The sequence below is a fragment of the Kitasatospora sp. NPDC001261 genome, from assembly GCF_042896795.1.
Lineage (GTDB): Bacteria > Actinomycetota > Actinomycetes > Streptomycetales > Streptomycetaceae > Kitasatospora.
The window spans coordinates 382,655-403,123 of record NZ_JBIAXP010000004.1 but is presented as its reverse complement, the minus strand read 5'-3'; the positions used below and the strand labels follow the sequence as shown (position 1 = coordinate 403,123).

Sequence of the window (20,469 nt, the reverse complement as noted above, 5' to 3'; positions counted from 1 at the left end):
CCGGCGAGCCAGCGCCACGGTCTCCGCCGGAATCCCCGACACACCACCAGGACGCAACACGACCCACCCCCACAGACAGCCAACCCGCCCCGACCCGCAGACACTTACCGTCCCACGCCCAACCCAACCGACTTCGCCAGCAGAGTCGCTGGATCGACTTCCCATGCGCTACTCGCCGGTTCGTCGCGGCAGCGGGGGCCGCACCGCCATGGACAACACCTGGGAAGGGAGCGTGGGAAGTCAGCCCGGTCGACTTCCTGCGCACAACCGGGGTCAACGGCTCCCGGGCAGTCGCTCCGAGACCGACGGATGACACCGGCGGCTGCTCGCGCCGCTGCGGCTCGACACAGGCAAAGCGAGCCCTTGGCAAGGGGCTCCCTGACGAGCAGCGTCACCGGAACAGGACGTAGGAAGTCGACCGGGACTATCAGGATTCCGGTGTACGGCACCCGTTTGGTCTAGGTGTTGATCTTGTTGTCGGGTGTGGGCCGGTTGGCTCACACCCGTCCGGCTGACAGGCGTCCGTCGAAGGCGATGTCGAAGGCGTTGAGCGCGCCGAGCCAGCGGTTGCTCCAGCGTTGGCGGCCTCGTCCGGTGGGGTCGAGGGCCAGGGTCGCCAGGTAGAGGCGTTTCAGGGCGGCCTGCTCGTTCGGGAAGTGGCCGCAGGCGCTGGCGGCCCGGCGGTAGCGGGAGTTGAGGCTCTCGATGGCGTTGGTGGTGCAGATGATCTTCCGGATCTCGGTGTCGAAGCCGAGGAAGGGGACCATCTCGGGCCAGGCCCTCTCCCACAGTCGCACCACCGCCGGGTAGTTCGCCTCCCAAGCGGCCGTGAACTCGGCGAAGCGGTCCAGGGCCGCGGCCTCGCCTGGTGCGGTGTAGACGGGTTTGAGGTCTCGGGCCACCGCTGCCCAGTCCCGCTTGGCGGTGTAGCGGAAAGTGTTCCGCAGGAGGTGGACGATGCAGGTCTGGACCACGGTCTGCGGCCAGACCTGGGCGACGGCGTCGGGCAGTCCGGTCAGGCCGTCGCAGACCAGGATCAGGCAGTCCTTGACACCTCTGTTCCTGATCTCGGTCAGGACGGACTGCCAGTACTTCGCGCCCTCGCCGCCGCCGGTGGTCCACAGGCCCAGGATGTCGCGGTAGCCGTCGGCGGTGACGCCCAGGACCACGTAGACGGGCCGGTTGGCGACCTGCCCGTCGCGGACCTTGATGTTCACGGCGTCGACGAACAGGACCGGGTAGACCTCGTCCAACGGACGGCTTCGCCAGTCGGCCATGCCCTCCAGGACCCGGTCGGTGATCGTGGAGACGGTCTCCTTGCTGGTGGTCATGCCGTAGACCTCGGCCAGGTGAGCGACGATCTCGCCCGAGGTCAGGCCCTTCGCGGTGAGCGAGACGACCAGGTTGTCCAGTCCCTCGGTGCGACGCGAGTGCCTGGGCACCACCTTGGGCTCAAAAGTCCCGGCCCGGTCTCGCGGGACCTCGACGGTGACCGGGCCGGCCTCGGTCATCACCGTCTTCGAGCGGTAGCCGTTGCGGGCGTTGCCGCCCTTGCGGGCACCGCGGCCCGTCCCCGCGGTGGCGGCCAGGTGCTCGTCCATCTCGGCTTCCAGCGCCTCCTGGAGCAGGTGCCGGGTCAGCTGCTGCAGCAGTCCGCCCTCGCCCAGCAGCTGCATCCCGCCGGCCCTGGCCTGCTCGGTCGCCAGCTCGGCGACCGACGCCACCACATCCGACCCGCCGGTGTTCTTCCTCGGACCCATGTCCAAGGCATCGGCCACCCCCGCCTCCGACGAAACCCTCCCATCCGAAGCCGACCCAATCCAGTGATCCGTCAGCGAGCTCATCAGCGACTCCCTTGAGCAGGGTGTCCACCGAAATTCTGATACTCCCAGTCGACCAGACCGACTTCCTGCGCGGGCACCGCTTGGGGGGCGTGCTGGAAGCCTCGCCGGCAGGAACCGCACTCGGACTCGAAGCACGGAAAGTCGGCGGGATCGACTTCCTGCACGGGACCCGTCGATTCGTCGCGGCAGCGGGAGGCCGCACCGGTATGGAGAACGCCAGAGGGTGCGGGGTGCAGGAAGTCGGCCCGGTCGACTTCCTGCGCACAACCGGGGTGAGGGGCTCGGGGCAGTCGCTCCGAGGCCGACGGATGGCACGGGAGCTGCCGGCTCGAGAGGTGGTGAAGGCCGCGCCGCCGTGGGCGGCGCCTGAGGGTAGGGACGCGAGAAGTCGACTGGGCCGACTTCTCGTGCGGGAGCTGTCGGTTCGAGAGGTGGTGGTGGAGGCCCTGCCTCCGTGGGCAGCGCTTGAGGGCAGGGTGTGGGGGCTGGGGCGGCTGCGGTGGGTGGGGGTGCGTGCGAAGATGGCAGGGCTGGTGGGAACGATCTCCGGACGGTTTCTGGGACGGTTCTCTGGCCATGGTGGACGAATACGCGCAGCGCGCGGGGCAGCCTCGGCAGGACGCCCTGCTGATGGTGCCGATCGCCACGGCGCTGATCGACGCCGACGGGCGGATCCTGCACTGGAGCGGTGACGCGGAGGCGTTGCTCGGGCACCCTGCGCAGGAGGCGGTGGGGGCGCGGGCGGCGACGCTGCTGACCTCCGAGGAGCACCGGCCGGAGGTGCTCCAGCTGTTCCGGCAGATCCTGGCGGGCCGGTCGTGGTCCGGGGTGTTCCCGGTGCGGCACCGGGACGGGCACCTGGTGAACCTGGAGTTCCGTACGTATCCGATCCGCGGCCCGGGCGGCGCCCCGATGGTGCTGGCGGTGGCCTCCGAGGTGACGACGCTGCGCCGGCTCCAGGCCGATCTGGCGCTCCTCGACGGGTTCTTCACGCAGTCCCCGGTCGGCATGGCGGTGTTCGACACCGGCCTGCGCTTCGTCCGGTTGAACGCGGCGCTGGCGGACGCGAACGGCCTGAGCGTCGAGGAGCCGCTGGGCCGTCGGCTCACCGAGGTGCTGCCGGGGATCAACGCCCCGGAGTCCGAGGCGGTGATGCGCCGGGTGCTGGAGAGCGGCGAGCCGGTGGTGGACGACCTGGCGCACGGCCGTACCCCGGGCGACCCGAGCCACGACCACGCCTGGTCGGCCTCGTACTTCCGGTTGAGGGACCGCGGCGGCCGGGTGCTCGGGGTGTGCGCCACGGTCATCGACATCACCGAGCGGTTCCACGCCGACGCCCGGGCGGCCCGCGCCCAGGAGCGGCTGTCCCTGCTGGTCGACGCGACCGCCTCGATCGGCACCACGCTGGACCTGCGGCAGACCGCCCGGGAGCTGGTCGACGCGATGGTGCCGAGGGTCGCCGACATCAGCGCGGTGTTCGGGCTGGAGGAGCTGGTGGCCGGCCGGACCGTGGAGCCGCCCGCGCCGGACGTCCCGCTGCTGGTGCGCCGCCTGGCGATCGCCTCCGCCGACGCCGTCTACCCGGCCGATTCGCTGCCGGTCGACGCGGTGTACGAGCTGCGGCCGGACTCCCCGTACGCCCGGGCGCTGGCCGGCGGGCGCACGGTGGTGGTGCCCTCCTGGGAGCTGCCGATGCTGAGCGAGCCCGTCCACGAGAGCCGCCGCCAGGCCTACCTGGGCGACCGCCCGCGCTCGGTGCGGATCACCCCGCTGGTGGCGCGCGGTACGACGCTCGGCATGGTGGTGTACTCGCGGCGCGGCGCGCGGGAGTCCTTCGCGGCGGCCGACATCACGCTCGGCGACGAGCTGTCCTCGCGCGCGGCCGTCGCGATCGACAACGCCCGGCTGTACCTGCGCCAGCACCAGACCGTGCTGGCCCGGCAGCAGGCGCTGCGCGAGGCGAGGGCCGCGCAGGAGCGTCTGGCGCTGGTCAACGTGGCCTCCGCCCGGATCGGCACCACGCTCGATCTCGCCCAGACCGCGCAGGAGTTGGCCGAGGTGGCGGCACCGAGGCTGGCCGACACGGTGGTGGTGGAGGTGCTGGAGGAGCTGGTCCGCGGCGAGCGCGAGGCGACCGCCCCGGTGGACGGTTCGGCGCTGCTGCGGCGGATGGCCTTCCACTCGGTGCCCGGCTCGACGCTGGCGCCGATCGCCCGCACCGGCAACCTGCACCGTTTCGTGCCCGGTTCGCCGTACGCCTGGTGCCTGGCGCACCGCAAGCCGGTGCTGGTGCCCAGGATGGACGAGGAGGGCATGGCCTGGTTCGCGGACGACCCGGTGCGGCGGGCCGCCGTACGGGAGCAGAACGTGCTGTCGTTCATGGTGGTCCCGCTGATCGCGCGCGGCACCCCGGTCGGCGTGGCGGGCTTCTACCGCACCCGGGTCGAGCGCCCGTACGATGACGACGACGTGGCGCTGGCCGGGGAGTTGGCGGTGCGGGCGGCCGTCTCGATCGACAACGCGCTGCTGTTCACCCGCGAGCGCGACGCGGCCGCCGCCCGGCAGCGGGCGCTGGACGAGGCGTGGGCCGCCCAGCAGCGGCTGTCGCTGCTGAACGAGGCCAGCAACCGGATCGGCACCACGCTCGATCTGCACCGCACCGCCCGGGAGTTGGTGGAGGTGGTGATCCCGCGCTTCGCCGACTTCGTGACCGTGGACCTGCGCGAGGCGGTGCTCAGCGGCGAGGAGCCCGGGGCGGTCCCGGCGGAGGGCCCGGTGCTGATGCGGGCGGTGGCGGTCGGCGACACCGGCCCGGACGGCGGCATGCTCGGGGCGGCCGACCAGGTGGGCGAGACCTCGCAGTCGGCCGGGCTGTACGCGCAGAGCCTGCGCACCCGGCGCTCGATCCTGGTCTCCGAGGTGACCGAGGAGGAGCTGAGCCGGATCGTCGCCTCGCCCGACCGGGTGCAGCCGAGCCTGGACGCCGGGGTGCACTCGTACCTGATGGTGCCGCTGGTGGCGCGCGGACAGGTACTGGGCGGCGCGGAGTTCGTCCGCTCCCGCAACCCGGTGCCGTTCGGGTCGGCGGACCGTTCGCTGGCCGAGGAGCTGGCCGCCCGCACCGCGCTGGCGATCGACAACGGACGGCTCTACCGCCGCGAACGGGACACCGCGCTCACCCTCCAACGCAGCCTGCTGCCACAGGAGGTGCACCGCACGCTCGGGCTGGACCTCGCCTACCGCTACCTGCCGAGCAGCGTGGTCAGCGAGGTCGGCGGCGACTGGTTCGACGTGGTGCCGCTGTCCTCCGGGCGGGTCGCGCTGATCGTCGGCGACGTGATGGGCCACGGCATCCGGGCCGCCGCCACCATGGGTCAACTCCGCACGGCCGCACGGACGTTGATAACCCTGGACCTGGATCCCGAGCGGGTGCTGCACCGGCTGGACGAGGCGACCGCGGGCATCGGCGAGGGCCAGTTCGCCACCTGCGTCTGCGTGGTCTACGACCCGGTGGACCGCCAGTGCACCGCGGCCAGCGCCGGGCACCTGCCGCCCGTGGTCGCCGACACCGAGGGGCGGGCGCACCTGGTCGAGCTGCCCACCGGCGCCCCACTGGGGGTGGGCGGAGTCGCCTTCGAGAGCGCCGAGTTCACCCTCCCCGAGGAGGGCATCCTGACCCTCTACACGGACGGGCTGGTCGAGCGCCGGGGCCAGGACCTCGACGAGGGACTGCAGTTGCTGTGCCGGACGGTCGCCGACCGGCGCGGCTCGCTGGAACAGACCTGCGACGCCGTCCTGAAGCGGCTCACCGAGACCACCGGCGAGGACGACATCGCCGTCATCATGGCGCAGGTCCGCCCGAAGGGCGCGGACCGGATCGCCACCCTGCGGCTCACCGGCGACCACGCCATGGTCGCCCACTCGCGCCGCTTCACCCGCGAGACGCTGGCCTCCTGGGGGCTCGACGCGCTCATCGACTGGGCCGAGCTGCTCACCAGCGAGCTGATCACCAACGCGCTGGTGCACGCCGGATCGCCCACCCAACTGCGGCTGTACTGCAACCGGGTGCTCACCGTCGAGGTCGCCGACCAGGAGTCCGAGGTGCCGCGGATCCGCCGCGCCCGCAGCGAGGACGAGGGCGGCCGGGGCATCCACCTGGTCAACGAGCTCGCGCACCGCTGGGGCAGCCGCCGGACCAAGGACGGCAAGGTGGTCTGGTTCGAGCTGGAGTTGCCCCCGGGGGCAACACCGTCCGCCTGAACGACCGGCGGCTTTCGCACCGCGCCTCTCGGCCGGTGTGCGGGCGGCGAGTTGGGGCGGGACACCGAGAGCGGGGGGTGTCGTCAGCGGCCGGCCAGGTCCTCGGCGCGGTAGCGGCCGGAGGGCCTGCGGTCGCGGAGCAGGCCGAGCAGGGCCGGCGCCACCCGCTCGGGCAGTGGCGCGCCGGAGACGTCCTCGCCGGGGCCGGCCTCCTGGAGCATTCGGGTGCGCATGCTGCCCGGGTCCACCGACCAGACCCGCAACTCCGGCTCCTCCCGGGCGAGTACGTCGCCGGCGAGGTCCAACGCGGCCTTACTGGCACCGTAACCGCCCCAGCCGCGGTAGGGCACCACGGCGGCCTCGGAACTGACGTTGAGGACGGCGCCGGCGTGGGCGCGCAGCTGGGGCAGCACGAGCTGAGTGAGGGCGATCGGGGCGAACGTGTTGACCTCGAAGGTCGCCAGCAGGCCCGGCAGCGGGAAGTCGGCCAGCCGGGGCAGCGGTTGCCCGCCGGGGCCGGGGGCGCCGTTGAGCGTTCCGGCGTTGTTGACCAGCAGGCTCGCGCCGCCGAGCTCCTCCGCGGCCCCGGCCAGGTGGGCGCGGTGGTCGTCGTCGACGACGGAGCCGGGCAGGGCGACGACCCTGGTGACGGCGGCCAGCTCGGCCGCGGCGGCGGCGAGTTCGGCCGCTCCCCGGGCGGTGATCACCAGCTGCCAGCCGTCGGCGGCGAGGGCGCGCGCGAGGGCCAGGCCGAGGCCGCGGGAGGCTCCGGTGACCAGGGCGACGGGAGCGTTCCGCGGTACGGCGGCGCGGCCCGCCGCCCCGCCGGTGCCTGCGCTCGTCGTGCCTGCGCTCATGCCCGCGCTCATGCCCGCGTTGTTGTCTGCGTTGGTGCCTGCGTTCATGCCGCACACCATCCCGCCGCCGGGCCGGTCGGCGGATCGGCCACCGGAACGGGAACCGGCTCGGACGTTGGCCCTAGCTAGATCGTTCGGAGGTCCTGGGGCCCGGGACCGGCGTCGTCGGCCCAGCCCTGCGGGTCGGTCCAGGCGGTCAGTGTGCGGCGGGTCTCGAAGCGGCGCTCCCGGCCGGTCAGCGGATCGGTGAACTCGATCGTCGAGGCGAGCAGTTGCAGCGGGCGGCGGAAGTCGTCGGCGGCGGGCTCGGGCAGCACGACCGGGTAGACCGGGTCGCCGAGGATCGGCAGCCCGAGGCCGCACATGTGCAGCCGCAGCTGGTGGGTGCGCCCGCTCAGCGGCCGCAGCCGGTAGCGGGCGAGGCCGTCGCGGCGCTCCAGCAGGTCGATCCGGCTCTCGCTGTTCGGCGGCGCGTCGATCTCCTGGGCGGCGATCACCCCGCGCTCCTTGACGATGTGGCTGCGCACGGTGCGCGGCAGGCTCAGCTCCGGGTCGTACCCGGCGACGGCCTGGTACTCCTTGCGCACCAGGCGGTCCCGGAACAGCGTCTGGTAGGCGCCGCGGTCCTCCGGGCGGACGACGAACATGGCCAGGCCCGCGGTGAGCCGGTCCAGGCGGTGCGCGGGGCTGAGCGCCGGCAGGTCGAGGGCGTGCCGCAGCCGGGACAGCGCCGTCTCGGTGACGTGCCGGCCGCGCGGGGTGGTGGCCAGGAAGTGCGGCTTGTCGACCACCACCAGGTGCTCGTCGCGGTGCAGCACGACCAGCTCGAACGGGACGCGCACCTCCTCGGGGAGGTCCCGGTAGAACCACAGGTGGGCGCCGGGGCGAAACGGCTCCGCCGGGGCGATCGGGCCCTGCTCACCGACGATCTCGCCGTCCCGCAGCGCGGCGTCGACCCGCTCGGCCGGGACGGCGGGCAGCCGGTCCACCAGGTGGTCCCGCACGGTCGGCCAGGGGCCTTCGAGCGGCAGCCGGAGGTGGACCGGGTCCACACCGTGGCGCTGCGGGAGGGGGGAGGCCGGGCGGCGGCTCTTGCGTCTCATCTCCCGGCCCAGCCTAGTGCGCGCCGGCGCGCGCCCCTCGGCCGAGGTGCTGACCCGGGGCCGGGCAGGGAAAGTGGACCGGAGGCCCTCGTGACGCCGGGGGCCTCCGACCGTCCGCCGACCGGGCCGACCAGCCGCCCCACCGGCCGAACCGAGCAACCGACCGATCCGCCGGACCGACCGGCCGGCACCACTGGAGGACGCGTGACCGCCGACGGCCCGGACGGGGTGCCGCCGCTGCACCTGCCGAGGCGGACCCGGCTGCTGCTCTACGGCTCGCTCCTGCTGCTGGTCGCCGCCGTGGTGGCCGCGCTGGCCATCGGGCCCGGGACCACCCTGGCGCCGCTGCTCGCGGTGGCCCCGGTGCTGGCCGGTGCGACCACCCGGCGGGCCCGGGTGCCGCTGCTGGTCGGCGCGGCCGCGGTGGTCGCCGTCGGCCTGCTGGAGTCGGCCAACGCGCAGCTGCCGCTCTCGGTCCGGATCAGCGTGCCGGTCACCGTCCTGGCCTCGACCCTGGCCAGCGCGGCCAGCGTCGTCCTGGTGGCGGCCCGCGAGCGGGAGCTGTTCCAGGTCCGGACGGTGGCCGAGGCGGCCCAGCGGGCCCTGCTGCGCCCGCCGCCGGAGCGGATCGGGCCGCTGCGCCTGGCGGTGCGGTACGTGGCGGCGGCCGCCGAGGCCCGGATCGGCGGGGACCTGTACGCCGTGGTGGAGACCCGCTTCGGGCTGCGCATCCTGCTCGGGGACGTCCAGGGGCACGGCCTCCCGGCGGTGGAGACGGCGGCGGACGTCCTCGGGGTGTTCCGGGAGGCCGCGCGGACCGAGCCGGACCCCGGGCGGCTCGCCGAACGGCTGGACGCGGCGCTGGCCGCCCGGCCGTCGGAGGAGGGGCGGTTCGCCACCGCGCTGCTGCTCGACGTGGCGCCGGACCGGGGGCCGGTGCGGCTGGTGAACTGCGGCCACCCGCCCCCGCTGCTGCGCCGGGCGGGCCGGGTGAGCGAGCTGGAGCCCCCGTTCCCGGCGCCGCCGCTGGGGCTGCTCGGGCTCACCGACGACAGCTACCCGGACCGGCGGTTCGACCCGGAGCCGGGCGACCTGCTGCTCCTGCACACCGACGGCGTGTCGGAGGCCCGGGACGCCGCGGGCCGGTTCTACCCGATCGCGGAGCGGCTGCCCGGACTGCACGGCGGCACCCCGGCGGACCTGCTGGACGCCGTGCTGACGGATGTCGGCGGCTGGGTCGGCGACGCCGGCCTGGCCGACGACGCGGCGGTGCTGGCGATCCGCTGGGAGCCGTGACCGGGCCGCGCCGATGGCTCCGGAGAGCCGTCCGGAAAGCGGTCCGGAGAACTGCCCGGAGAGCAGCTCCGGTGAGCTTTCCGGCCGCGATTGTCAGTGGTGTGTGCAAGGCTCGGTTCACGGTCGGCGGGGAGCCGGCCGCAGGGTGGTCGCGGATCGACGAGGGGACGGTGCCATGGGGAGCGGGAGCAGGGCGAGCGGGTCTTTCGAGGTCACGGCGTTCGAGCCGGTGGAGACGGAGGAGCGGGAGGGCGCGGCGTTCGGGCGGGTCCGGATCGCCAAGACCTTCACGGGCGGGCTGAGCGGAGCCAGCGAGGTGCGGATGCTCTCCGTCGCAGGCCCTTCCGGCAGCCCGGCTTCGTACGTCGCGGTGGAGCACGTGACGGGTGAACTGGACGGGCGCAAGGGCTCGTTCGTGCTCCAGCACGCGGCCTGGGACACCACCGGCACGACGATACGCGTGGTGCCGGGCACGGGCACGGGCGAGCTGGCCGGGATCACCGGCGAGTTCCACCTGACCGTCGACGGGTCCGGCACCCACACGTACGTCCTGGAGTACGGGCTGGGCTGACGCCGGCCGCGGCGCGCGCGGCCGGCGGCCCCGGTCCGTCAGAGGATGGGCTGGGTCGCCTCCAGCCGCTGGATCGCGGTCCGGACCGCGGTCGCGTAGGCCCAGAACAGCGGCAGGGTGTTGGCCGCCCGCTCGGTGCGGGTGTTCTTGCCCGGGGCGAACATCGCGGCCCGCAGCTCGGTGGTCATCTCCAGCTGGGCGCCCATGCCGAGCAGGCTGCGGTTGCAGATGTTCTCCGGGGAGATGCCCGCGATCTCCTCCTCGCCGGAGGCGGTCACGGCCCGGATGCCCGCGGCCGCGAACTCCTCCATCAGGTACTGGCGGAAGGTGGGGTTCAGGCCGCCGACCAGCACGGCCTGGGCGCCGGCCTCCAGTCCGGCCTGGGCGGCGGTGCAGCCGTGCAGCGACAGCACGTTGCGGCTGCCGGCGCACATCGCGCGGGCCACTCCGTCGTCGCAGTGGGTCGAGGTGACGTGCAGCTCGCTGTTGTTGGAGGAGCGCAGGCCCTCGAACATCCAGAAGTCGTGCGTCGGCCCGGCGGCCGGGGCCGGGGCGAGGTCGGCCGGGTGGTAGCCGGCGATGGCCAGGCACAGTTCGGAGGTGCCGCCCTCGATGCCGCCGCCGTGCGGGGCGATGACGGTGGTCCGGACGAACGGCGTACGGCCCTGCGGGCTCTGGTCGTCGACCAGGTGCCGGCGGTAGCGGCGGCCGTAGTCCACGCCCTCGACCACGGTCGGGTTGGCGTAGAGGGCCGTGTTGGAGGGGTACAGGTCGGCGGCGGCGCTCGCGGGGGTGCTGCCCACGGCGGCGCCGAGGGTGCTGAGGGCCGGGGCCGCGGCGAACGCGGCGATCAGGGTACGACGGTTAATCACGGTCACGGATCATGACAGGAGGTGGGGGATCGGAAAAGTACCGGCAAGGCTTTGGCCAAGTCGACGCCATGTCACGACGGGACCGGCCCGGTCGTGCGACACCGGCCTGACCGTGCGACACCGGCCCGACGGAGGCGTGCCGCATCCGTCGGGGCACGGGCAGCGCTGTCACGATGATGCGATCAGTGCACGATCGGCATCGGAGGGTGGCGCATGCCCGACACGGCGGTGGATCGTACGACGGCAGTGGTCGCGGAGGCGCGGACGGTCGAGCAGGTGGTCGGCCGGCTGCGGGAGATCGGGGCGGGGCTGCCCCCGGCCGACGGGGTGGGGGTGTTCAACCGGCTCTACCTCACCGTGACGGAGGCGGTCCGCGACCGGCTGGACGGCGGGCGCTTCGCCGACCCGTCGGCGGTGGCCGAGCTGGACGTGGTGTTCGCCGGGCGGTACCTGCGGGCCGTGGCCGCCGACGCGGCCGGGCAGGAGCCGCCCGCCTGCTGGCGGCCGCTGTTCGCGCTGCGCGCCCACCCGGGGGTGCACCCGCTGCAGTTCGCGCTGGCCGGGATGGCCGCCCACATCCAGCACGACCTGCCGCTGGCCGTCGTGGACACCTGCCGCCGCCGGGGCTGCCAGCCGTCCGACGTCGAGCCGGACTACCACCGGATCGACCGGGTGCTGGCCGAGGTGGAGACGGCCGTCCGGGAGCAGCTGATGCCCGGCCCCGACCTGCTGGAGCGCGCCGAGCCGCTCACCCACCTGCTCGGCGCCTGGTCGGTCGGGGCCGCCCGCGAGGGCGCCTGGGGCACCGTCGAGGCGCTCTGGGAGCTGCGGCACCTGCCGGGCGCCGCCCGGGCCCTCGCCACGGCGCTGGACGGTTCGGTCGGGCTGCTCGGCCGCGTCCTGCTGCTCCCGCTCGGGCCGGGCGGGAGGCAGGGCGGGAGGCAAGGCGGCGGACCGGAGGACGGGCGCGACACCGGAGCGGCCGGCGGCCGGATCAGCGGCCAGGCCCCCGGGCACCGCACCCCCGTAACGGCCCCCGCGACGCCCCCCGCGACGGCCGCGGCCGCCCGGCTCCCCGAGGCGAGGAACCGGACGGCCGACGGTGCGGGCCCCGACGCGGCGGGCCCGGCAGGCACAACAGGCGCAGCGGGCGCCGGAGCCGGTCAGGCCCAGCTGGAGTGCAGCGGCTTGCCCTCGGCGTAGCCGGCCGCGCTCTGGATGCCCACGATCGCCTTCTCCTGGAACTCCTCCAGGCTGCCGGCGCCCGCGTAGGTGCAGGAGCTGCGGACGCCCGCGATGATCGAGTCGATCAGGTCCTCGACGCCGGGGCGGGTCGGGTCGAGGAACATCCGGGAGTGCGAGATGCCCTCCTCGAACAGCGCCTTGCGGGCCCGGTCGTACGAGGAGTCCTGGGCGGTGCGGTTGCTGACGGCGCGGGCCGAGGCCATGCCGAAGCTCTCCTTGTACTGGCGCCCGTCGGCGGCGGTCTGGAGGTCGCCCGGGGACTCGTAGGTCCCGGCGAACCAGGAGCCGATCATCACGTTGGAGGCGCCGGCGGCCAGCGCCATCGCGACGTCGCGCGGGTGACGCACGCCGCCGTCGGCCCAGACGTGCTTGCCGAGCCGGCGGGCCTCGGCGGCGCACTCCAGGACGGCGGAGAACTGCGGCCGGCCGACGCCGGTCATCATCCGGGTGGTGCACATGGCGCCGGGGCCGACGCCGACCTTGAGGATGTCGGCGCCCGCCTCGACGAGGTCGCGGACACCGGCGGCGGAGACCACGTTGCCGGCCACGATCGGGACCCGCGGGTCCAGGCCGCGCACCGCGCGCAGCGCGCTGATCATGGACTCCTGGTGGCCGTGCGCGGTGTCGACCACCAGCACGTCGGCACCGGCCTCGATCAGCGCCGCGGCCTTGCCCGCGACGTCGCCGTTGATGCCGACGGTGGCGGCGATCCGCAGCTTGCCGGCCTCGTCCACGGCCGGGGTGTACAGGGTGGCGCGCAGCGCGCCCTTGCGGGTGAGGATGCCGACCAGTCGGCCCTCGCCGTCCACGACGGGGGCGAGCTTGCGGTGCGCCTCGGTGAGCTTCTCGAAGGCGGTCCGCGGGTCGATGCCCTCGTCCAGCAGCAGCAGTTCGCGGGACATGATGTCGGCCAGGCTGGTGAAGCGGTCCACGCCCTGGCAGTCGGACTCGGTGACCACGCCGACGGGCTTGCCGTCCTCGACCACCACGAGGGCGCCGTGCGCGCGCTTGGGCAGCAGCGAGAGCGCCTCGGCCACGGTGGCGCCGGGGGCGAGCGTGATCGGGGTGTCGAACACCAGGTGGCGCTGCTTGACCCAGGAGACGACCTCGGCGATGACCTCGGTGGGGATGTCCTGCGGGATGGCGACCAGGCCGCCGCGGCGGGCGACGGTCTCGGCCATCCGGCGGCCGGCGATGGCGGTCATGTTGGCCACGACCAGCGGGATGGTGGTGCCGGTGCCGTCGTTCGAGGAGAGGTCGACGCCCTGCCGGGAGCCCACGGCGGAACGGCTGGGGACCATGAAGACGTCGTCGTACGTCAGGTCGTACGAGGGCTTGAGGTCGTTCAGGAAGCGCATGAAGGAGGGCTCTCTGGCTGGGGGGATACACCTCGGGTGCGGTTGCGGCGATGCCGCCGGAGCGCACTCGGGCGCCCGGCACCCAGCGTTCGATTCTCCGTGAGGGTGGGGGCAAAAGCCAGTTCGACGGGCATTGCTGGGGCTGCGTACAAACCGTGATCAATACTCCGCGCGTAGACATGGAGGATCATCCAAAGACCCCCTCCGACGTCGGCTTTTCGCCCCGGTCCGGATCGCTCCCGTAGCATTCACGCGGTAAGGGGCTTGGCTTCACGCGTGTGGGCGTGGCGAATCGGGAAAGCGGCAGCAGGCGTGAGCATCGGTCAGACGGACATCGACCAGACGGACCTCCGACAGGCGGGCATCGAGCAGACGGGCACCGGGCGGACGGACCTCGGCCAGGACCCGGTCGAGGGCGCCGAGGAGGAGATCGACTTCGGTCCCGGCCTCGACCCCGAGCGGCTGCGGCTCTGCCTGGAGGTGCTGGCCGAACTCGACGAGCTGCACGTGGACCACCCGGACGCGATCACCGTCCGCAAGGCCGTCGGCGGCATATTCCGCACCCTGAAGCAGCGCCGCCGCCAGGAGACCCGGGCCCGCAAGACCGCCAACGACCGCGAGGTCACCGCCCGTACCGCCACCGGCGCGCCCACCCGGATCGACGACGAGACGGCCGGCGCCTTCGGCCTGACCACCGTCACCACCACCGAGATCGCCGGCATCCTGGAGCGTCCGCGCTCCTGCTACACCTGCAAGCAGCGGTACATCGAGGTCGACGCCTTCTACCACAACCTCTGCCAGGACTGCGCGGTCAAGAACCGCTCCCGCCGGGACGCCCGCGCCGACCTCACCGGCAAGCGCGCGCTGCTCACCGGCGGCCGGGCCAAGATCGGGATGTACATCGCGCTGATGCTGCTGCGCGACGGCGCCCACACCACCATCACCACCCGCTTCCCCAACGACGCGATCCGCCGCTTCACGGCGATGCCGGACAGCGCCGAGTGGATCCACCGCCTCAAGATCATCGGCATCGACCTGCGCGACCCGGCCCAGGTGATGGCCCTGGCCGACGAGGTCGCCGCCGACGGCCCGCTGGACATCCTGATCAACAACGCCGCGCAGACCGTGCGCCGCCCGCCGGAGTCCTACCGCGAGCTGGTCAACGCCGAGTCCGCCCCGCTGCCGGCCGGCGAGCTGCCCCAGGCCACCACCATCGGCCGCTTCGGCAGCGGCAGCGTCGACCTGCCCGCCCTCCCCCACCAGGCGGGCGGCGACACGCAGCGGATCACCGCCGAGGACGTCACCTCGCTGGCCCTGGTCACCGGCTCCGCGACGCCCGACCGGATCGCGGCCGGCACCGCGATCGACGCCGGCGGCCTGGTGCCCGACCTCGCGGACACCAACAGCTGGGTGCAGACCGTCAGCGAGGTCGGCCCGATGGAGCTGCTGGAGGTCCAGCTCTGCAACTCCACCGCGCCGTTCATCCTGATCAGCCGGCTGCGCCCGGCGATGGCCGCCTCCGCGTCCCGCCGCAAGTACGTGGTCAACGTCTCCGCGATGGAGGGCGTCTTCTCGCGCGGCTACAAGGGCGCCGGCCACCCGCACACCAACATGGCCAAGGCCGCGCTCAACATGCTCACCCGCACCAGCGCGCAGGAGATGTTCGAGTCCGACGGCATCCTGATGACCGCCGTCGACACCGGCTGGATCACCGACGAGCGGCCGCACCCGGACAAGATGCGCCTCGCCGACGAGGGCTTCCACGCCCCGCTCGACCTGGTCGACGGCGCGGCCCGGGTGTACGACCCGATCGTGCGCGGCGAGGCGGGCGAGGACCTGTACGGCTGCTTCCTCAAGGACTACGACCGCTCCAACTGGTAACCAGCCGAAGGGGATGGCGAGTTGAGCACCGCACCGTCCGGACCGACCGGACCGACCGCGCCCACCGGACCCGCCGGGCCGGCCGCGCCCGCCGCGCCGGTCCCGCCGACCGCACCGCTGCTCGGCGCCGGGGTCATCGTGCCCACCGGCGACGGCCGGGTGCTGATCGGCCGTCGGACCACGGCCGGCGAGCCGCCGACCTGGAGCCTGCCCGGCGGCAAGGTCGACCCCGGCGAGTCCTTCGAGCGGACCGCGGCCCGCGAACTCGCCGAGGAGACCGGCATCGTGCTGCCCGCCGAGGAGATGCGGGTGCTCGCCGTCCACCTCGACCACGAGCTCGGCCGGCCCCGGCTGACGGCCGCCGTGCTGGCGCCGCCGAGCCTGGCCGAGGCCGTGGTCACCGAGCCGCACGCGTGCGGCGGCTGGGAGCGCGTCCCGGTGGACGCGCTGCCCGAGCCGATGTTCTACCCGTCCGCGCTGGTGCTCGGCAGCTGGCTGCCGCGGCTGTCCCCGCGGCTGCTGGCCGGAACGCACGGCTACCCCGTCGCCCGCTGGAACGGGTGACGGGGCAGCCGACCGCCTGACGGCGCTCAGCCGTTGCGGGCCGCCTCCGGTCCGGTGATCCGCTTCAGCAGCGGCAGCGTCGAGGCGATGATCCCGAGCGAGGCGGCCAGCCCGAAACCGGTCAGCCCGTAGTACGCCGGGCCCGGGGACACCAGGTCGTAGTCCTTCTGCGCCTTGAGGAACATCGCCGCCGCGGCGAAGCCCGTCCCGATCGCGAGCGCCGAGACCACCAGCAGCGGCAGCGCGCTCTCCAGTCCGACCACCCTGCGCAGCAGCCGCAGCGGTGCGCCGGTCAGCCGCAGCATCGCGAACGGCCGCCGGCGGTCGGACAGTCCGGCCACCACGCTCACCGCGAGGCTGCACCCGGCGATCGGCAGGGTGGTCAGCAGCACCACGTTCGCCAGCTGCCGCCAGCCCTGGAGCTTCTTCTGCCCGGCGGAGGACCAGTCCTCGGCCAGCCGCGCCTCGTAGTGCGGGAACTCCTTCATGAACAGGGTCCGCAGCTGTTCCTTGGCCGCCTTGGAGCCGTCGGTGGTCGCGTAGAGCATCCGCACCGGGAGCCCGGCCGCCTCGGCCTCGGAGACCGGTGCGGCCGGCCACTCGCGGTCGGAGGCGTCCACCAGGCCGACCAGCTGGTAGGGGTCGACGGCCGCGACGGCGGCGCCGGGAGCGCAGTGGCCGACCACGGGGATCTGCGCGAGGTCCGCGCAGCTCACCAGGCCGGGCACGATGCCCCGCCCGCTCCGCTGGCCCGTACCGGCCGGGTCCTCGTGCACCAGGGCGATCCCCTGGAACCCGGGGACGGCCCGCGCCCGGGCCAGCACGCGATCGGGTACCGACGGCAGCAGGGCCGCGTCGTTCCGGTTGCCGAAGGGGGCGTCCACGATCGCCTTGCGCACCTCGGGGGCGCCGTTGAGCATGCCCTGGTTCGCGTTGATGGTGCTCATGATGGCCAGGGTCGCGGTGGTCACGAACAGCGCCAGCACCACGCCGGCGACCGAACGGAAGCCCGCCCCCGGGTCGTCCGCCAGGCGGCGCATCGCGATCAGGGCGGCCGGACGGCGGGTGCGCCGGGCCACCGCCCGGGCCGCGGCCATGGTCAGCCACGGCCCCGAGACCACCAGCCCGAGCATCACCAGCACGAAGCCGGTCAGGTAGGCCGTGGACTGCCCGTCGGTGGTCTCCGGGCGGTTGCCCACGAAGTAGCCGAGTTCGACGAGGCCGACCACCAGCGGTGCCAGCCGCCAGGCGCTCGGCGGCTTCGGGGTGACCCTGCGGGAGACCCCGAGCGGCGAGACGGTGACCCGGCGCAGCGCGAACCGGGCGGCGAGCGCGGCCGCCACCGGCACGCCCAGCACCACCCCGCCCGCCTGCGGCAGGGTCAGGCTCAGGTCGGCGGCGAAGAAGCGGTCGCCGGTGAACGGCACGTCGGCCACCACCGGTTTCAGCGCGGCGAACAGGCCGAAGCCGAGGGCCGTACCGATCACCGCGGCCAGGGTGGACTCCACCGCCGAGATCACCGACACCTGGCCGGGCGTCGCCCCCACCAGGCGGATCGCGGCGTAGCGCTGCTCCCGGGTGGCGGCGGAGAGCCGGGTCGCGGTGCCGATGAAGACCAGCACCGGGAAGATCAGCGCGGCGGCGACCACGGTGAGCACCAGGACCATCGCGTCGCCGTGCACGCCCGCGCCGTAGCAGTCGTACTCGCAGTCGTGGGGCAGGACGGTGGCGAGGCTGGTGACGGTGGTGGCCCTCGGCAGGGCCTTGACCTCGTCCGCGGTGCGGCCGACGACCAGCGCCAGGGTGTCCGGGGAGGGCAGCCCGTCCTCGCCGAGGGTGCCGACCTGCCGTCCGGGGAAGCGGTCGCCCAGTTCGACGGCCGGGGTGTCGCGCAGCAGCTTCTCCAGCGCGGGCGAGGCGTAGTACTCGCCGGGCGCGGGCAGCCGGCTCAGGCCGGGCGGCAGCGGCGAGGCGGGACCGGTCGGGGCGACATCGGCCCGGAAGACGGTCCTCCCCCGGTAGTAGTCCATCCGGGCGCCCCACCAGAGCGGGTCCGCCGAGGTGGCCGCGGTCGCGCCCTTGACGCCCGTGTTCATCCAGAGCTGCCGCTCGTTGGCCCGGTCGATCGCGCTCACGCCGGCGAAGGTCGAGAGCAGCAGCCCCACGCCGACCGCGACCGCCGCCGCGATCATCAGCAGCCGGGCCACCGCCTCCCGGCCGCCGCTGACGGCCAGCCGGAGCGAGAAGGCGATCACGGGGCCACCGTTCCGGCGCCGGCCGAGAGCGTACGGGCCCGGCCGTCGCGGACGACCGCCTCGCGGTCCGCGTACGCGGCGACCCGGGCCTCGTGGGTGACCAGGATGACGGTGGTGCCCTGCTCCTTGGCGGAGGCGACCATCAGCTCCATCACCTGCTCGCCGGTCAGCGAGTCCAGCGCGCCGGTCGGCTCGTCGGCGAACAGCACCCGCGGCCGGGCCACCAGGCCGCGGGCCAGCGCGACCCGCTGCGCCTGACCGCCCGACAGCTCGCCGGAGCGGCGCTGCTCCAAGCCGTCCAGGCCGAGCCGGGCGAACCAGGGACGGGCCTGGGCCAGCGCGGCGGAGCGGCGCACGCCGTTCAGCAGCAGCGGCAGCGCGACGTTCTCCTCGGCCGTCAACTCCGGCACCAGCTGGCCGAACTGGAAGACGAAGCCGAACTTGTCCCGGCGCAGGGCGCTGCGCCGGGCCTCCGGCATGGTGTCCAGGCGCTGCCCGTCGAACAGCACCTCCCCCGCGTCGGGCACCAGGATGCCGGCCAGGCAGTGCAGTAACGTCGACTTGCCGGAGCCGCTGGGGCCCATGATGGCGAGCACCTCGCCGGCCTGGACGGACAGGCTGGCCCCGCGCAGGGCGGGGGTCTCCCCGAAGGCGAGGGCGATGTCCCGGGCCTCGATCACGGCGGTCACGCGTTCACCTCCGCGGCGAGCGCGTCCAGGCGGGCGGCGGTGAGGTCGATCCAGCGCAGGTCGGCCTCCAGGTGGAACAGGCCGTGGTCGGCGAGCAGGGCGTCCACCAGGGCTCCGGTGCGGCGCAGTTCGGTGAGCTCGCGCATCCGGCGCAGGTGGGCGGCGCGCTGGGTGTCCAGGTAGTGCTCGGCGTCCCGGCCCAGCATCAGGGCCAGCACCACCTTGGTGAACAGCACGGACTGGAGGTTGGGCTCGGGCGCGACCGGCTCCTGGAGCCAGGTCTCGAACTCGGTCGCCCCGGTCTCGGTGATGACGTACCGCTTGCGCTCGGGCCCGTCGCCGGGCTCCGCCTCGCCGGCCACCACCTTGCCGTCGCGGGCCAGCCGGCCGAGGGTCGAGTAGACCTGGCCGTACGGAAGGGGCTTGCCGCGGCCGAAGAGGGCGTCGTAGTCGCGCTTGAGGTCGTAGCCGTGGCTCGGCTCTCGCTCCAGCAGCCCCAGAAGGGTCAAAGGAACACTCATGGGGGAAACATACACCCGGCGTATACCCCGAGTGTATATCTGGGCAGAATACGGCCCCGACCTGGGACATCGTCAGTCCATCGGCGAGGAAAGGCCGGAGAACGGGCCGGAGCCGGACACGGCACAGGCAGGGGGTGGCCCCACGACCACCCCCTGCCCCGTACCTCGGCCCGGCGCCCCCACGGCCGACCGGGCCACGGCCGCGCCCAAGCACCGGGAGGACGCCGCCACACCCCAGCCTGCCCGGACCGGGTGCGGATGCCGAGGGCCGAACGTCCCGGCCACTGGGCCGACCGGCCCTGACCGGTAGGTACCGGCGGTCCTCCGAACGCGCACGACTCTTGTGCGCGGGGGGCCGCCGGGTGGACATTGGGGCGTAACCGCCCAGCGTCCCCGCGCCCCTGAGGAGCCCTCACCGTGTCCAGCACTCCCCGCCCGGCCCTGCCCGCGTCGCTCCCGCGGCGCACCGGCCGGCGGCTGCGGCGGGCACTCGGTGCCCGGCACGAGCCGCTCGCCCGCCCCCTCGACCGCTCCCGCGCCCGCGCCTGGCTGTCCGCCGTGCTCGGCGTGGTGCTCGCCCTCGCCCTGTGCGCGGGCGGCTCGCTGCTCCTCTACCGCGCCACCGCGCACCGGGCCGACGCCGACCGCGGGCGGCTGCAGCAGGTCGACGCCGTGGTCAGCGGCGTCCCGGACCGCACCACCGCCACCGGCAGCCGCTTCGCCGGCGGCTACAGCAACCAGGTGGACGTCGACGCGGACTGGACCGCCCCCGACGGCAGCCCGCGCCACGGCACCGTCCAGGCCCCGCACTCCGCAGTCACCGGCAGCCGCATCCCCGTCTGGGTCGACGCGGCCGGCACCGTCTCCGTCGCCCCGGCCGACCGGGTGGCCCTCGCCGTCTCCGCCGCCTGCACCGGTACCGGCGGCCTCCTCGTCCTGCTGGCCCTGCTCGCCCTCGCCCTCCGCCTGCGCCTCCAGGCGCTCGACCGCCGGGCGGAGGCCGCCTGGAGCACCGAGTGGGAGCGCCTCGAACCCCTCTGGAGCGGCCGCGCCGGGCACCGCAGCGAGGACTGAGCCGCTCACCCCGGCCGGTCGCCGGAGGTCGAGGCCGCCCGGAACGCCGTCCGGGCCGAGGGCCGCCGGCCGGCAGCCC

Annotated in this window: 15 protein-coding genes; 7 read left to right on the top strand and 8 right to left on the bottom strand. The window is 74.2% G+C overall.

The genetic code is table 11. The annotated features are described in order from the left end of the window. Positions 1-497: 497 nt before the first annotated feature. On the bottom strand, positions 498-1,778 hold the full coding sequence (locus ACFY4B_RS08655; protein ID WP_387966947.1) for an IS256 family transposase: 1,281 nt from the start codon (positions 1,776-1,778) through the stop codon (positions 498-500). A 642-nt stretch (positions 1,779-2,420) separates the two neighbouring features. Here ACFY4B_RS08655 and ACFY4B_RS08650 point away from each other — a divergent pair. Further along, the gene (locus ACFY4B_RS08650; protein WP_387966946.1) at positions 2,421-6,104 is read left to right on the top strand and encodes a SpoIIE family protein phosphatase; all 3,684 of its coding nucleotides are present in this window, start codon (positions 2,421-2,423) and stop codon (positions 6,102-6,104) included. Between the two features lie 83 nt (positions 6,105-6,187). Here ACFY4B_RS08650 and ACFY4B_RS08645 read toward each other — a convergent pair whose 3' ends face one another. Further along, the gene (locus ACFY4B_RS08645; protein ID WP_387966944.1) at positions 6,188-7,009 is read right to left on the bottom strand and encodes an SDR family NAD(P)-dependent oxidoreductase; all 822 of its coding nucleotides are present in this window, start codon (positions 7,007-7,009) and stop codon (positions 6,188-6,190) included. A 77-nt stretch (positions 7,010-7,086) separates the two neighbouring features. Next, a complete protein-coding gene (locus ACFY4B_RS08640; RefSeq protein WP_387966943.1) occupies positions 7,087-8,064 on the bottom strand; it encodes a pseudouridine synthase in 978 nt (325 codons plus the stop codon). A gap of 204 nt (positions 8,065-8,268) precedes the next feature. Here ACFY4B_RS08640 and ACFY4B_RS08635 point away from each other — a divergent pair, with 204 nt between their 5' ends. Both ACFY4B_RS08635 and ACFY4B_RS08630 read left to right on the top strand, forming a co-directional pair. Further along, positions 8,269-9,360, top strand: coding sequence for a PP2C family protein-serine/threonine phosphatase (locus ACFY4B_RS08635; RefSeq protein ID WP_049655986.1), 1,092 nt, complete (start codon positions 8,269-8,271; stop codon positions 9,358-9,360). 175 nt (positions 9,361-9,535) lie between these two features. Further along, positions 9,536-9,931: a DUF3224 domain-containing protein gene (locus ACFY4B_RS08630; RefSeq protein ID WP_181970511.1), complete on the top strand. Its 396-nt coding sequence runs from the start codon at positions 9,536-9,538 to the stop codon at positions 9,929-9,931. Positions 9,932-9,969: 38 nt separating this feature from the next. On the opposite strand, the gene ACFY4B_RS08625 is transcribed toward ACFY4B_RS08630, so the two are convergent. After that, entirely contained in the window at positions 9,970-10,809 is an 840-nt protein-coding gene (locus tag ACFY4B_RS08625) for a poly-gamma-glutamate hydrolase family protein (RefSeq protein ID WP_117486985.1), read from the bottom strand. Positions 10,810-11,016: 207 nt separating this feature from the next. Here ACFY4B_RS08625 and ACFY4B_RS08620 point away from each other — a divergent pair, with 207 nt between their 5' ends. Continuing rightward, positions 11,017-12,006, top strand: coding sequence for a DUF5995 family protein (locus tag ACFY4B_RS08620; protein ID WP_387966941.1), 990 nt, complete (start codon positions 11,017-11,019; stop codon positions 12,004-12,006). Here ACFY4B_RS08620 and ACFY4B_RS08615 read toward each other — a convergent pair. Continuing rightward, complete coding sequence (locus ACFY4B_RS08615) at positions 11,967-13,406, bottom strand: GuaB1 family IMP dehydrogenase-related protein (protein ID WP_049656920.1); 1,440 nt, start codon at positions 13,404-13,406, stop codon at positions 11,967-11,969. The two genes, ACFY4B_RS08620 and ACFY4B_RS08615, sit on opposite strands and share 40 nt — an antisense overlap. A 429-nt stretch (positions 13,407-13,835) precedes the next feature. Here ACFY4B_RS08615 and ACFY4B_RS08610 point away from each other — a divergent pair, with 429 nt between their 5' ends. Beyond that, positions 13,836-15,287, top strand: a complete 1,452-nt coding sequence (locus ACFY4B_RS08610; protein WP_074002653.1) for an SDR family NAD(P)-dependent oxidoreductase — start codon at positions 13,836-13,838, stop codon at positions 15,285-15,287. Between the two features lie 21 nt (positions 15,288-15,308). After that, entirely contained in the window at positions 15,309-15,851 is a 543-nt protein-coding gene (locus tag ACFY4B_RS08605) for an NUDIX hydrolase (RefSeq protein WP_387966940.1), read from the top strand. Between the two features lie 26 nt (positions 15,852-15,877). On the opposite strand, the gene ACFY4B_RS08600 is transcribed toward ACFY4B_RS08605, so the two are convergent. From ACFY4B_RS08600 to ACFY4B_RS08590, 3 genes are read right to left on the bottom strand one after another with little or no spacing between them, the layout of a single operon-like run. Then, positions 15,878-18,106 (bottom strand): FtsX-like permease family protein, encoded by a 2,229-nt coding sequence (locus ACFY4B_RS08600; RefSeq protein WP_387966939.1) that lies wholly within the window; start codon positions 18,104-18,106, stop codon positions 15,878-15,880. Continuing rightward, the gene (locus ACFY4B_RS08595; RefSeq protein ID WP_387966938.1) at positions 18,103-18,795 is read right to left on the bottom strand and encodes an ABC transporter ATP-binding protein; all 693 of its coding nucleotides are present in this window, start codon (positions 18,793-18,795) and stop codon (positions 18,103-18,105) included. The genes ACFY4B_RS08600 and ACFY4B_RS08595 overlap by 4 nt, the downstream gene beginning before the upstream one ends. Beyond that, positions 18,792-19,316 (bottom strand): PadR family transcriptional regulator, encoded by a 525-nt coding sequence (locus tag ACFY4B_RS08590; protein WP_049656925.1) that lies wholly within the window; start codon positions 19,314-19,316, stop codon positions 18,792-18,794. The genes ACFY4B_RS08595 and ACFY4B_RS08590 overlap by 4 nt, the downstream gene beginning before the upstream one ends. A 417-nt stretch (positions 19,317-19,733) precedes the next feature. Between ACFY4B_RS08590 and ACFY4B_RS08585 the strand changes: the two genes are divergently transcribed. Further along, positions 19,734-20,390 carry a hypothetical protein gene (locus ACFY4B_RS08585; protein ID WP_387966937.1) on the top strand — a complete coding sequence of 219 codons (657 nt, stop codon included), beginning with the start codon at positions 19,734-19,736 and terminating at the stop codon, positions 20,388-20,390. Positions 20,391-20,469 lie beyond the last annotated feature (79 nt).